General features: G+C 72.8%; 9 protein-coding genes and 1 pseudogene. 6 read left to right on the top strand and 4 right to left on the bottom strand.

Annotation, left to right across the window (positions count from 1 at the left end; translation table 11 throughout):
• Positions 1-116 precede the first annotated feature (116 nt).
• On the bottom strand, positions 117-2,219 hold the full coding sequence (locus D476_RS0102795; RefSeq protein WP_017622466.1) for a PhoX family protein: 2,103 nt from the start codon (positions 2,217-2,219) through the stop codon (positions 117-119).
• A gap of 580 nt (positions 2,220-2,799) precedes the next feature.
• Here D476_RS0102795 and D476_RS31875 point away from each other — a divergent pair.
• Positions 2,800-3,258 (top strand): annotated as a pseudogene (locus tag D476_RS31875) (ATP-binding protein); the annotation flags it as partial.
• Positions 3,259-3,550: 292 nt separating this feature from the next.
• On the opposite strand, the gene D476_RS38150 reads toward D476_RS31875, so the two are convergent.
• From D476_RS38150 to cmtR, 3 genes are all read right to left on the bottom strand, one after another.
• Positions 3,551-3,727, bottom strand: coding sequence for a hypothetical protein (locus D476_RS38150; RefSeq protein WP_017622464.1), 177 nt, complete (start codon positions 3,725-3,727; stop codon positions 3,551-3,553).
• Between the two features lie 221 nt (positions 3,728-3,948).
• Positions 3,949-7,215 (bottom strand): efflux RND transporter permease subunit, encoded by a 3,267-nt coding sequence (locus tag D476_RS0102780; RefSeq protein ID WP_017622463.1) that lies wholly within the window; start codon positions 7,213-7,215, stop codon positions 3,949-3,951.
• Positions 7,216-7,647: 432 nt separating this feature from the next.
• On the bottom strand, positions 7,648-7,995 hold the full coding sequence (gene cmtR, locus D476_RS0102775) for a Cd(II)/Pb(II)-sensing metalloregulatory transcriptional regulator CmtR (protein WP_026123165.1): 348 nt from the start codon (positions 7,993-7,995) through the stop codon (positions 7,648-7,650).
• 97 nt (positions 7,996-8,092) lie between these two features.
• On the opposite strand from cmtR, the gene D476_RS0102770 reads away from it, so the two are divergent.
• The 5 genes from D476_RS0102770 to D476_RS0102750 form a co-directional block, all read left to right on the top strand.
• A complete protein-coding gene (locus D476_RS0102770) occupies positions 8,093-9,010 on the top strand; it encodes a cation diffusion facilitator family transporter (protein WP_017622461.1) in 918 nt (305 codons plus the stop codon).
• A gap of 475 nt (positions 9,011-9,485) precedes the next feature.
• Positions 9,486-10,754 carry a Na+/H+ antiporter NhaA gene (nhaA, locus tag D476_RS0102765; protein ID WP_017622460.1) on the top strand — a complete coding sequence of 423 codons (1,269 nt, stop codon included), beginning with the start codon at positions 9,486-9,488 and terminating at the stop codon, positions 10,752-10,754.
• Positions 10,755-10,900: 146 nt separating this feature from the next.
• Positions 10,901-12,301, top strand: coding sequence for a TrkH family potassium uptake protein (locus tag D476_RS0102760; protein WP_051061566.1), 1,401 nt, complete (start codon positions 10,901-10,903; stop codon positions 12,299-12,301).
• 20 nt (positions 12,302-12,321) lie between these two features.
• Positions 12,322-12,990 (top strand): potassium channel family protein, encoded by a 669-nt coding sequence (locus D476_RS0102755; RefSeq protein WP_017622458.1) that lies wholly within the window; start codon positions 12,322-12,324, stop codon positions 12,988-12,990.
• A 77-nt stretch (positions 12,991-13,067) separates the two neighbouring features.
• Positions 13,068-13,840 (top strand): metal ABC transporter solute-binding protein, Zn/Mn family (locus tag D476_RS0102750; RefSeq protein WP_026123164.1); only part of this gene is annotated, 773 nt, incomplete at its 3' end.

The raw sequence follows: 13,840 nt of genomic DNA, 5'->3' as shown, positions 1-13,840 counted from the left end.
CACCTCGGAACGGTGGGGTGCGCACCGACGGCGCCGGACCCGCGTCGGCCCCGAGAAGAGCGGCGAAGGGGCGGGGCGGCCGCGCGGCCGCCCCGCCCCGTGGTCCGGCCACCGGGTCAGCTGCCGATGTCCTTGCCCCGGGAGTGCCAGATGGCCACGACCGAGGGGCGCGGGAAGTCCCCGTTCGGCCAGGTGCTCTCGGGCTCCTCCACCGTGCCCCCGTCACCGGGGTGCTGCGGAGCGATGAACACCGTCTTCTGGTCCTCGGTGATGAGCGGGCCGCAGCACTCGGCGCCCAGCGGCACGGTGGCGAAGGTCTTCAGCTCGCCCTTGTACTTGCCGTGCATGGGGACCGCGTGCAGGGCGTCGTTGATGTCCAGCTTGCCCTGGCCGTCGGTGGAGATCCACAGGTTGCCGTGCTCGTCGAAGGTGAGGTTGTCCGGCGACGAGATCGCCGCCACCTTCGACTTGTCGAACCCGGCGAAGTAGGTGCTCTCGTCGTCGGGGTCGCCGCAGAGGATGGGCACGTCCCAGGTGAACTCGGTGGCCCCGGAGTCGTTCCCGGCCTCGGTGATCTCCAGGATGTGGCCGTGCTTGTTGGGCCCGCGCGGGTTGGGCTCGTCCGCCTGGCCGGGCTCGCGCGCGCTGTTGTTGGTGAGCGCGCAGTAGACCTTGCCGGTGACCGGGTTGGGCTCGAAGTCCTCGGGGCGGTCCATCTTGGTGGCGCCCGCCTTGTCGGCGGCGAGGCGGGTGTAGACCAGCACCTCGGCCACGCTCATGCCCTCGACGAAGCTCTCGGTGTCGGTGCACAGCGCGACCCACTCGCCCACACCGTCGAAGGCGCCGTCCGAGGGCAGCTCGCCGGAGCCGTCGAACTCCTCGTCCGGGCTGTTCCCGCTCAGCCTGGCGACGTAGAGCGTCCCGGTGTCCAGCAGGGTGGCGTTGTGCCGGGCCGACCCCCACCGGATCCGCTTGGCGCTGACGAACTTGTACATGTAGTCGAACCGCTCGTCGTCGCCCATGTACACGGCCACGCGCCCGTCGTCGGTGACGCGCGGGTTGGCGGCCTCGTGCTTGAAGCGGCCCAGCATGGTGCGCTTGCGCGGCTTGGCGTCGGGGTCGGTCGGGTCGATCTCGACCACCCAGCCGAAGCGGTTGGCCTCGTTGGGGTGCTTGGACAGGTCGAACCGCTCGTCGACGCGGTTCCAGCGGCGCCCCTGCTCGCCGCCGCGCATTCCGTAGCGCGCCAGCTTCTCCCGCACGTCCTCCGGGGCGGAGTCGGCGTTGACGAAGTACTGGTTGAAGTTCTCCTCGCCGGAGAGGAAGGTGCCCCACGGGGTGGTCCCGCCGGAGCAGTTGTTCAGCATGCCCAGCACCTCGGTGCCCGACGGGTCGGCCTCGGTGCGCAGCAGCTCGCTGCCGGCGGCCGGACCGGTGACCTCGAAGGGGGTGGAGGCGGTGATGCGGCGGTTGAAGCGGCGCTCGCCGTCGGCGGGCTTCCACTCCCCGGTGCGGCCCACCCGCTCGATCTCCACGACCGAGCCGCCGTGGGCGGCCATGGCGATGCGCATCTGCTCTTCGGTGGCGGTGTCGTCGGAGTACCCGCGGAACATGATGTTCTCGTTGGTGTACTCGTGGTTGACGTACAGCAGCGCGCGCTTCGGCCGGTGCTTGCGCCCCTTGCCGTGCCCACGGCCGTGCCCACGGCCGTGGCCGTACCCGTGGCCGTGGCCGCGGTCCAGCGGCAGGAAGCCGACGTAGTCGCAGTTGTAGCCGAACTGCTTGGCCTGGGCCTCGGCGGTCTGGTTGTCGAAGTCGAACTCGGGCGCGTCCGGCAGCACGGGGTCGCCCCAGCTGATGACGACGCTCTGCTCATAGCCCTCGGGCACCTCGACGGCGTCCGTGTCGCCCGGGGGCAGGCCCTCGAAGCGCAGGCGCGGGTTGCCCCTGCCGTTGGCGGGGTCGGCCATGGCGGGCGCGGACAGCCCGCCCAGGGCGGCGAACCCGGCGGCCGCGCCGGTGCCCACGGCCCCGGCGCGCAACGCGTTCCGGCGCGAGACCATGGCGCCGAAGATGTCGCCGAAATAGGGGTTGGCGCTGGTGTTGGGGGCCTCGTGGAAGCAGGCGTCGCCGCATCGGAGGCGGCAGGTGGCCCTGGATCTCCCGCCGCCCGCCTGACCGATGATCGGCAGGGAGCGTCGGGGCGCGGAATCGGGCACGGAACTCCTCCTGGAGGTCAACGGGGTGATGCGTGCGGGCCCCGTCGGCCGTGCGAGCCGCGGCCGGCGGCGCCCGGACCGTCCCGACACTGGCGAAGGCGCCGCTCGCGGCGGTGAAGGCGCGGTGAATGCACCGCCAACACCCCGGCACGCATTGCCCTCCTCGTGTGTGCGGGCCCACATCTGAGACGCACCGTAGCCGAAACACCTCTCGGCGTGGAGGCCCCTTCACCGGCCTGTCGCCCGCCCGCTACCCGCGAGCGTCCCCGCGTCCACCCCGGCGTGCGGGCCGCACCCCCTGGGGCACGGGGGTTCTGTGCTCCACACCACCCCCCGTGCGACTCACCGGACGTCAGCGGGCGTATCCTGTCGGTTGGATTCGTCTCCCCTGACCGCGACCGGTGCCCTCCCTCGGCGGCGCCGACCGCCCGACAAGTCCACACCGTCCCCCTGACGAGCGGTCCTCGGCCGATTCCTCCAGCGCCGTGACCCGCGCGGGCATCGGACGCCGCCCGGCGAGGACCCGCTCGGACGCGCCCCGCGCCCGGGCACGATCCATCCGTCCATCGATCGTCCGGCGATGACCATGACAGAGCACCCCGCAGAGCCCGACGCCCCGGGACCGCCGGCCCGCCGCCGGTTCCCGGGGCTGGCCCACCAGATCAAGCACGCGCGCCGCTTCGTGGAGCGGGCGCTGGCGCACAGCCCCGAGGCCGCCACCGCGACCCTGCTCACCAGCGAGCTGGCCACCAACGCCATCACCCACAGCGCCTCGGGCACCTCCGGGGGCAAGTTCGAGGTCACCGTGCACACCGCCCCGGGGTGGACCCGGGTGGAGGTGCGCGACTTGGGCAGCCCCGAGCACCCGCGGGCCCAGCACCGCGACCCCTACGACACCGCCGAGCACGGGCGGGGGCTGGACCTGGTGGACGCGCTGGCCGCCAAGTGGGGGACCGAGCACCGCCGCGGCGGGCTGGGCCGGACCGTCTGGTACGAGCTGGTCTGGGAGGAGGCCGACGAGGCCGCCCCGCCCGCGGACCCGCTCGCCGAGGCACCCGGGGAGCACCCCGAGGACCCGCTCGACGACCTCCCCGGCGGGGCCGGAGGCGACGCGGGGAGCACGCCCGGCACCGGTCCCGCGCCCGGCACCGAACCCGAGGCCGCCCGCCGCACCGCCTGAAGGGGCCGCACGGCCCGCACCGCCCGCACCGTCCCCGGGGCCCGGCCGAAGGGCACCGGACACGACGAAGGGTCTCCCCCGCGGGGGAGACCCCGTCCGTCGTCGGTACGTCGTCGCTGTGGTCCGTTGCGGCTGGGCCCAGGCCCGAGCACTACTCGCTCCCTTCGGCCCCGTCGGTCTTCTCGTCCTGCTCGCCCGTCTCGGCGCCGAACACCTTGGCCCGGTACTTCTCATAGAGCTCGCGGGCGTAGTCCTTGGCCTCCTGCGACGGCTCCTCCCCCAGCTCCTGGCGGACGAGGTCGTCGAGGTCCCTGTCCCTGCTATCCATAAGGGGCAGCTTGCCTGGGATAACAGCGGATCGCAAAACGGCGCGGCGGTGCCGCCCGACACCGCCGCGGAGGCGGCGGGCCAGGTCGGGGGGCCTGCGGGGCGGCGCCCCAGCGCACAGGCGCACGGGGGCGGCGGGCGGTGCGCCCCGCCCGCCGCCCCGCGGGCCGGGATCCGGCTCCCCGCTCACGCGGGTTCCGGTCCGGCCGCGGCCGGACCCGGTCAGCCGGCCTCGGGACCCTCGCCCGGGGCCGCGGCGGCTCCGGCGCGCTCGCGCTCCCGCTCGGCCCGGACCTTGTCCAGCGCCGCCTCGTGCTTGGCCGCCCGGCGCTTGGCGCGGCGCTCCTTGCGGCCCTCGGCCATGGTGTAGAGCACCGGCACGAGCACCAGGGTGAGCAGCGTCGAGGTGAACAGGCCGCCGATGACCACCAGCGCCAGCGGCTGGGAGATGAACGCCCCGCCGCCGGTGATGCCCAGCGCCATCGGGGTCAGCGCCCCCATGGTGGCCAGCGCCGTCATCAGGATCGGGCGCAGCCGGTGCCGGGAGCCCTCCACGACCGCCTCGCGCAGCTCCATGCCGCGGGCCCGGTACTGGTTGATCAGGTCGATGAGCACGATGGCGTTGGTGACCACGACGCCGATCAGCATCAGCAGGCCGATCATGGCGGGCAGCCCCAGCGGCTGGCCGGTGAGCATCAGCAGGCCCAGCGACCCGGTGGCGGCGAAGGGGATCGACACCAGCAGGATGAAGGGCTGCATGAGGCTCTTGAAGGTGGCGACCATGATCAGGTACACGATCACCACCGCGGCCAGCATGGCGATGCCGAGCTGGGCGAAGGCCTCGGTCTGGTCGGAGCTGACGCCGCCGATCTCGGCCGAGGCGCCCTCGGGCAGGTCCAGCCCGTCCAGCGCCTGCGCCAGTTCGGTGCTGACCCGCCCCAGGTCGTCGGCGGTGGGCGAGGCCGACACCGTGGCGCTGGTGACGCCGTCGACGCGGTTGAGCTCCGGCGCCTGCACGACCTCCTCGACGTCGGCGACGTCCTTGAGCTCGACCGTGCCGCCCGCGGGCGCGGCCAGCTCCAGCTCCTCCAGGTCCTTCACCGAGTCGGGGGCGGCCCGGACGTGCACGACCACGTCGTGGCGGCGCTCGTCGATGGTGGCACTGCCGACGGTCTCGCCCCGGAAGGCCTGGGAGACGGCCTGGCCGACCTGGACCTCGCTGAGGCCCTCGTCGGCGGCCTCCTCCTTGTCCACGCGCACCTGGAGCATGGGCAGCGCGGCGGAGATGCTGTTCTCCACGTCGGCGGCGCCGTCGATGCCGCGCACCGCCTCCTCGACCTGGGCGGCGGCCTCCTCCAGCGTCTCCGGGTCGTCCGCGGTGACCTGGACCTCCAGCGCCGATCCCATCCCGCCGGAGTCGGCGAGGGCCACCTCGTGGTCGGTGTCCACGTCGGCGAAGGCCTGGCGCAGCTTCTCCTTGTAGGCCTCCTGGTCGCCGTCGGGGTCGGTGGTGATGGTGAAGCTGGTGGACCCGGCACCGCCGCCGCCCGCCATCGCGGCCATCGGGTCCCCGCCGCCGCCGACGGAGGCCTGGTAGGACTCCACCCAGGCGAGCCCGTCCAGCTTCTCCTCGACCTTCTCGGCCTCGGCGTCGGCCTCGGCGACCGAGGTGCCGGGCGGCAGCTCCTGGGTGGCCTGGTAGGTGTTCTGCCCTTCGTCGCCCAGGAAGTTGGTCTTCAGGGCGGGGCTGAAGGCCAGCGCGAACGTGCCGATCAGCAGCGCGACGCAGGCCGTCAGGGAGAGCACCCGGTGGCGGGTGGTCCAGCGGATGACCGGCAGGTAGGCGCGCTGCAGCGGGGAGCGCAGCTCCTTGGCGCGCTCCTCGGCCATGATGCGCTCGGCCTCCTCCGGCGGGACCGGCCGCGGCCTCATGAACCAGTAGGCCAGCACCGGGATGATGGTCAGCGCCACCAGCAGGGAGGCGGCCAGCGCGATGCTGACGGTGACCGCGAAGGGCCGGAACAGCTCGCCGACCATGCCGCCGACGAAGCCGATCGGCAGGAAGACGGCGATGGTGGTCAGCGTGGAGGAGGTGATCGCGGTGGCGACCTCGCGGGTGCCGGTGGCGACCGCCTCCATCTTCTCCTTGCCGTAGCCCAGGTGGCGGCGGATGTTCTCCAGCACCACGATGGAGTCGTCGACCACGCGGCCGATGGAGACGGTGATGGCGCCCAGGGTGAGGATGTTCAGGCTGTAGCCGAAGACCTCCATGCCGATCATCGCCACGAGCAGCGAGACCGGGATGGACACCGCCGCCACCAGCGTGGAGCGCACCGACAGCAGGAACGCCAGGATGATCGCGATGGCGAAGGCCAGGCCGAGCACGCCCTCCTCGAACATCGCGACGATGGACTCGTCGATGTAGGGCGCCTGGTCGAAGACGACGCTGGCCTCGGCGCCGCCGCCCAGGGCCTGCTCGATGCCGTCCATGCGGTCCTGGACCGCCTCGGAGATCTCGACGGTGTTGCCCTCGGGGGTCTTCAGCACCATCAGGCCCAGGCTGGGCTTGCCGTCGGTGCGGGTGATGGAGCCGTTGTCCTCGGTCTCCAGCGCGACGTCGGCGACCTCGCCCAGGCGCACCGGTTCGGGCGCGTCCTGCGGGGCCCCGGCCGCACCGGCCGCACCGGCCGCGCCCGCGGCGCCTCCGGCGCCCTGCCCGCCGGCGGCGGCCCCGCCGCCCCCGGCGCCGGGCACCACCCGGACGTCCTCGATGTCCTCCAGGGACTCCAGGCGCGAGCCGGTGGTGACGGTCAGGGTGCGGTCGTCCTCGGTGATGTCGCCGCCGGGCGAGAGCACGCCGCTGGACTGCAGGGCCGCGGTGACGTCGGCGTCGCTGAGCCCGGCGTCCTCCAGCTCGTCCTCGTCCGGGGTGACCGAGACCGAGGACTCCTCGACGCCGGTCACCATCGCGGCGCGCACGCCGTCGATCGACTCGATGTCGGGGACCACGGTCTCCTGCAGCGGCTCGGCCAGTGCCTGGGCGTCGTCGTCGCCCGCGCCGACCGCGAGCATGACCACCGGCATGTCGTCCAGGCCGAAGGACTGCACGCTGGGCTCCACGTCGTCGGGCAGCTGGCCCTCGACCTGGTCGACGGCGCGCTGGACGTCGCGCACCACGTCGTCGGTGCTGTCGCCGTAGTCGAACTCGGCGACCACCTGCGCGCTTCCGTTGGCGGAGGTGGAGGTGTAGGAGGAGACGCCGGACACGCCCTTGACCGCCTGCTCCAGCGGCAGCGTGACCTCGTTCTCCACCACCTCGGGTGAGGCGCCCTGGTACTGGGCGCCGACCATGACCATGGGCAGGTCCATGGAGGGCATCAGCTCGCGCTTGGCCGAGCCGGCGGCGAGCACGCCGAAGACCACGGCCGACAGCGTCACCAGCAGGATCAGCGCCCGGTTGCCCAAGGACGTCGTGACCAGTCGGTTCATCGGGCGCCTCCGCTCACGGGCGCGCCCGGGGAGGGGCGGCCGGTCGCGGGGTCGCCAAGAGCGTTCTCGGCAGATGAGGACATGAGAGTCGGTGCTCCTCGACGGAAGTTCAGATCGTGCGGTCGCCGCCGCGCCGGACCGCGCGACCGTGCGCGGTGCCGCGCCGGGCGGTTGGGTCTCACCCGCGGGCGGGAACGGGGCCGCCGGGTGTGCCGGGCACGCGAACCACACGATACTTCGCGTCTCGGAGCAAGGTGGGCCGGTTCGGGCCGGATTCAGGGGTCTCTCAGGGGTGTGTCAGCCCTGTGTCAGGGTTGGCGTTACCCGGCCGTGTCCGGGGCCGGAACCGGCCGGTCCGGGACCGGCCGCCGGGCTGTACCCAACCTCTGTGGTCAGTACAGCTAGGGCGGCCCGGTGGGCCGCGCGGGCGGGTCAGCCCGCGGGAACGGGGGTGGTCTCCCCCGGCGGGGTGTGCTCCTCGGCCACGCCCCACACCACGCCCAGCAGGTCCTCCAAGGCGTGCGCGAGGGAGGCGTCGACCAGCTCGTAGGTGACCTGGCGGCCCCGCTGGCGGCCCTGGACCAGGCCGCATTCCCGCAGGCAGGCGAGGTGGTTCGAGACGTTCTGCCGGGTAAGACCCAGCGTGTCGGCGAGCCCGGCGGGGTGGCGGGGCCCCTCCAGCAGGGCGAGCAGCAGGCGGCAGCGCGTCGGGTCGGCCAGGGCGCGGCCGAGGCGGTGGATCGCGGAGAGGCGCTGCTCGGAGGTCAACATGAAAACCATTTTACAGTATTTGCTGTATAGACAGCCGAAGCTGTATAAACAGTGACGGCTGAACTGTTCGGCGGCGCTCCGCCGCCCCCGACCGCCAGGAGGCACCATGGGAGCCGGCCACGGACACGGACACGGGCACGCCACCGCCGGGGGCGCCCACCGCGGCCGCCTCGCCCTGGTCCTGGGGCTGATGCTGTCCGTCGCCGTCGTCCAGGTCACCGGCGCCGCGCTGTCCGGCAGCCTGGCGCTGCTCGCCGACGCCGGGCACACCGTCACCGACTCGGCCGGGGTGATGCTGGCGCTGTTCGCGGTGTGGATCGCCGCCCGGCCGCCGGACAGCCGCCGCACCTTCGGGCTCCAGCGGGCCGAGGTGCTGGCCGCCGCGCTCAACGCGGTGCTGCTCTTCCTGCTGTGCGCCTACATCGCCTACGAGGCCATCGAGCGGATCACCGAGCCCCGGGAGGTCGCCGGACCCTGGGTGGTCGGCGTGGCCGCGTTCGGGCTGGTGATGAACATCGTGGCGCTGCTGGTGCTGCGCTCGGGGCAGCAGGAGAGCCTGAACGTGCGCGGCGCCTACCTGGAGGTCATGGGCGACGCCATGGCCTCGGTCGGCGTCATCGTCGGCGGCGTGGTCATCTGGGCCACCGGCTGGTCGGCGGTGGACACCGCCGTCTCGCTCATCATCGCCGCCATCATCGTGCCGCGCGCCTGGTCGCTGCTGCGCGAATCGGTGCACGTGCTGCTGGAGGCAGTGCCCCGCGGGGTGGACCTGGAGGAGGTCCGCACGCACATGCTGCGCCAGCCCGGCGTGATCGACGTGCACGACCTGCACGCCTGGACCATCACCTCGGGGGTGCCGGTGCTCTCGGCCCACGTGGTGGTCACCGACGACCACCTGGCCGACGCCGGGCGCATGCTGGACGAGCTGCACGCCTGCCTGGACGGCCACTTCGACGTGGAGCACTCCACACTCCAGCTCGAACCCGCCGGCCACGCCGAACACGAGGGCGCGCGCCACCGGTAGCCCGGCGGCGGCCCCGACGGGAACGCCGCCGGAGGCGCGACACTTCCGGGCCCGCCCTCTTTGGCCCAGGGCGAGTCGCACGGGTCAGACCTGCTGCGCAACGCCCGGGCACGCCCCTCGCCGTGTCCTCATCGGTCGACGGCCGACCGGGCCCAGTCCCCCTGCCTCCCGGGACCACGGCGGCCGTGCGATGGACATGGCGCCGCCGGTGCCCTCTACGGGACTGATCCCGCGCAACACGCCCTGGTGGTCCGATCCGGACCGCCCCGTGAGTATCCTCGACGAGGTCGGGTCGACGGCGCCCCGTCCACGGCAGGCCCACGCGGCCCGGCGCATCCGCGCGGCGCGCCGCGCGGCGTTCCGGGGGCGCGGCTGAACGCCCGCGGCCGCGACGCCCCCCGCACGGCCGGTTCCGGGACGACGTCGGCACACGCCGCAGCAGGAAAGCCGAGCCGGTTCGGGGGGAGCGCAACACATGGCCTCACAACGCCGCGGCCTCAAAGGGGTCGCCGAGCTTCTGCGCGAGGACGTGGTCGCGGGGTTCCTGCTGATCATCGGCGCGGCGGCGGCGCTGATATGGGCCAACTCCCCCGCCGGAGGCGCCTACGAGGCCATCCGGTCCTTCACCTTCGGCCCCTCCGGGCTGCACCTGGACCTGTCGGTGGAGGCCTGGGCCTCCGACGCCCTGCTGGCGGTCTTCTTCTTCATCGTCGGCAACGAGCTCAAGCAGGAGTTCGTCCACGGCGAGCTGCGCAACCCGCGCCGGGCGGTGCTGCCCATCGTGGCCGCGGTCTGCGGCATGGCCGTGCCCGCGCTCATCTACACCGGCGTCAACCTGGGCCGCCCCGAGGCGCTGGGCGGCTGGGGCATCCCGATGGCCACCGACATCGCCTTCGCGGTGGCGGTGCTCGCCGTGATCGGGCGCTACCTGCCCCCGGCGCTGCGCACCTTCCTGCTCACCCTGGCCATCGTCGACGACCTCGGCGCGATCATCGTCATCGCGGTCTTCTACACCGACCACGTCTCCTTCCTCCCGCTGCTGGGCGCCATCGCCCTGCTGGCCCTGTTCGGCTACCTCCAGCGCGGCAAGGGCCTGGCCGCGCGCCTCAACGCCTCCCGGCTGCCCAACTGGACCGTCTACGTGCCGCTGGCCGCGGCCATCTGGGTGCTGGTGCACGGCAGCGGCGTGCACGCCACCATCGCCGGGGTGGCCATGGGCATGCTCATGCGCACCACGGCCCACGCCGACGAGTACGAGACGCCCTCGCACCACGCCGAGCACCTGCTGCGCCCCTGGGCGCACGGGCTGGTGCTGCCGGTCTTCGCGCTGATGTCGGCCGGGGTGGTCTTCACCGGGTTCGGCACCATCTTCACCGACACCGCCGCGCTGGGCGTCATCCTGGGCCTGGTCGCCGGAAAGCTGATCGGCATCCTCGGCGGGTCCTGGGTGACCACCAAGCTCACCTCCGCCGAACTGAACCCCAGTCTGAGCTGGATCGACATCGCCGGGATGGCGATGCTCGCCGGGATCGGCTTCACCGTCTCCCTGCTCATCACCGAGCTGAGCTTCCCGGACGACCTGCAGATGCTGGAGGACGCCAAGTCCGGCGTGATCATCGCCTCCCTCATCGCCACCGTGCTGGCCACCTGCGTGCTGGCCACCCGCAGCGCCCACTACCGGCGCCTGGGGGCGCGGACGGCCGAGACCGACGGCGAGGGCGAGCCCGCCCGGCCCGCGGAGTGATCCGCGGGCCGGGCGGGCGCGGCCCGACACGCCCCGCGAGGGACCCCCGTCCCGCCCACGACGCGGTTTCATAGGACACTGACGGCCGGAACGGACCGGGCTCCGAGGCGGGCCGGGACACAGGCCACCAGGACACGGAGCGAGCGATGCGACGGAGAACGGCCGCCTCTGGGTTCGGCGAGGAATCGCAGCCCCGGAGCCGGCGCGACGACCCCTTGCGCAGCCTGTGGAAACGGCCCGCGAGCATCTTCGTCCTGTGCTTCCTGGCAGTGGACCTGGTCGGCGCCGGACTGCTCATGCTCCCGGCCGCGCACGCCGAGGGCGAACGGCTCACCTTCGTCGATGCGCTGTTCACCTCCACCACCGCCCTGGCCGTGTGCGGCCTGACCGTCATCGACCTGGGCGCCGACCTCTCCCACTTCGGCCAGATCACCGTGGCGGTCCTCATCCAGATCGGCGGGATCGGCATCATGACGCTGGCCTCGGTGCTGGGCGTGGTGGTGATCCACCGCTTCGGCCTGCGCATGCAGCTCAGCGTGCAGGCCGAGACGCGGGCCCTGCAGGTGGGCGACCTGCGCGGGGTGGTGGGCCGGGTCGTGGTCGTCAGCCTCGCGTGCGAGGCCGCCGTGGCCGCCGTCCTGGTGCCCCGCTTCTGGCTGGAGCACGGAATGGAGCCGCATTCGGCGCTGTACCGGGGCGTGTTCCATTCGGTGTCGGCCTTCAACAACGCCGGGCTGTCCCTGTACACCGACAGCCTCACCCGCTTCGCCGCCGACCCGCTGGTGGTCCTGCCCGCGGCGCTGGCCACCATCCTGGGCGGGCTGGGCTTCCCGGTCCTGCTGGAGCTCCGCCGCCACCTGGCGCGCCCGCGGCGGTGGACCCTGCACGCCAAGCTCACCGTGGTCACCACGGCGCTGCTGTTCGTCGGCGGCGCGGTCGCGGTCACCGCCCTGGAGTGGAACAACCCCGCGACCCTTGGACAGATGAGCTGGTGGCAGCGGGTGCTGGACGGCACGTTCCACGGGATCATGCCGCGCAGCGGCGGGTTCAACGTGGTCGACGTCGGCGCGATGAACCAGTCCACCCTGATGGTGGTCATGATGCTGATGTTCGTCGGCGGGGGCAGCGCCGGGACCGCAGGCGGCATCAAGGTGGCCACCCTGGCGGTGATCTTCCTCGTGGTGTGGGCGGAGATCCGCGGCAACCCGAGCGTGCACGTCTTCGGCCGCAAGCTCTCGCCCGGGGTCATCCGGCAGTCGCTCAGCCTGCTCTTCCTGTCCATGACGGTGGTGGTGGTCTCCACCGTCGCGCTCGTCGCCGCCACCTCCTTCGACCTGGTGCCGGTGCTGTTCGAGGTCATCTCGGCCTCCGGCGTGGTCGGCCTGTCCATGGGCATCACCGCCGACCTGCCCCCGGGCGCGCATATCCTGCTGGTCGTGCTCATGGTCGCCGGCCGGATCGGGCCGGTGACCTTCGCGGCGGCCCTGGCCCTGCGGGAGCGGGCCAAGCGCTACGACCTGCCCGAGTCGCGCCCCATCATCGGATAGTCGAACAAGGAGAAACGCCAGTGCCGCGCAGCAAGACCAACGACAAGCGCGTCCTCGTGATCGGGCTGGGCCGGTTCGGCAGCTCCCTGGCCCTGGAGCTGGTGGCGCACAACTGGGAGGTCCTGGGCATGGACTCCAGCCCGCGGCTGGTCCAGGCCTACGCCGAGTCGCTGACCCACACCGTGGTCGCCGACGCCACCGACGAGGAGGCCCTGCGCCAGATCGGCGCCCAGGAGTTCACCCGTGCGGTGGTGGCGATCGGCACCCACCTGGAGGAGAGCATCCTGGCCGCCTCGCTGCTGGTGGACATGGGGGTGCCGCACATCTGGGCCAAGGCGGTCAGCCGCCGCCACGGGCGCATCCTGCAGCAGGTGGGGGTGCACCACGTGGTGCTGCCCGAGCACGACATGGGCGAGCGGGTGGCGCACCTGGTCTCGGGCCGGATGCTCGACTACGTCGAGATCGAGGAGGGCTTCGCCCTGGGCAAGACGCGCGCCCCGCGCGAGGTCATCGGCCGCCGCCTGGGCGACACCGGCATCCGCGCCAAGTACGGCATCACGGTGGTCAGCATCAAGCACCACGGGGAGCAGTTCACCTACGCCACCGAGAACACCGTGCCGCAGAAGGGCGATGTGATCGTTGTCGCAGGCAAGACCGACGACGTGGAGCGGTTCGCCGAGATCAACTGAGCCGCCGCGGATGCGCGCCCGGGACCGGGCGAATCGGCAAAATTGACAATCATTTTCATTTTCCCGATCATCGTCCTATGAGAACCAGGACGACGGTCAAGGTGATGGCGGCCGGAGCGGCCGCCGCGGTCGCGCTCACCGGGTGCGGGAGCACCGACGGGGGCGCCGACGGGGGCGGGGGCGGCGCCGAGGTCACCGTCGTCACCGGTGTCTACCCCCTGCAGTGGCTGGCCGAGCAGGTCGGCGGGGACCGCACCGAGGTCTCCAACCTCACCGAACCCGGAACCGAGCCGCACGACCTGGAGCTGACCGGGCGGCAGACCGGCGAGGTCGCCGACGCCGACGTGGTCTTCTACGTGGACGGGCTGCAGCCGGCCGTGGACGACGCCGTCGCCGAGGTCGCCGCCGAGGGCACCGCGCTGGACGTGGCCGACCTGGTCGAGCTGCGCCACAACGACACCGGCGAGGAGGGCCACGGCGACGAGGGCCACGAGGACGGGGAGCACGCCGACGAGGCCCACGGCCACGAGGACCACGAGGACGGGGAGCACGGGGACGGGGACGGGCACGCCGAGGAGGGCGGGGAGCACTCCGAGGGCGACGGCCACGACCACGGCGAGCTGGACCCGCACATGTGGCTGGACACCGACCGGATGGCCGAGACCGCCGACGGGCTCGCCGACCGGCTGGCCGAGGCCGACCCGGACGGCGCGGACGCCTACCGGGCCAATGCCGAGGAGGTCCGCGGCGAGCTGGAGGAGATCGGCGCCTCCTACGACGACGGGCTGGCCGAGTGCGACAGCCGCGAGCTGGTGGTCAACCACGCCGCCTTCGGCTACCTGGCCGACGC

Origin of the sequence: Nocardiopsis chromatogenes YIM 90109 (genome assembly GCF_000341185.1) — a bacterium.
GTDB classification, from domain to species: domain Bacteria; phylum Actinomycetota; class Actinomycetes; order Streptosporangiales; family Streptosporangiaceae; genus Nocardiopsis_A; species Nocardiopsis_A chromatogenes.
Note: the sequence above shows the minus strand (reverse complement) of the source record. Positions and strands in the feature narration are given on the sequence as shown.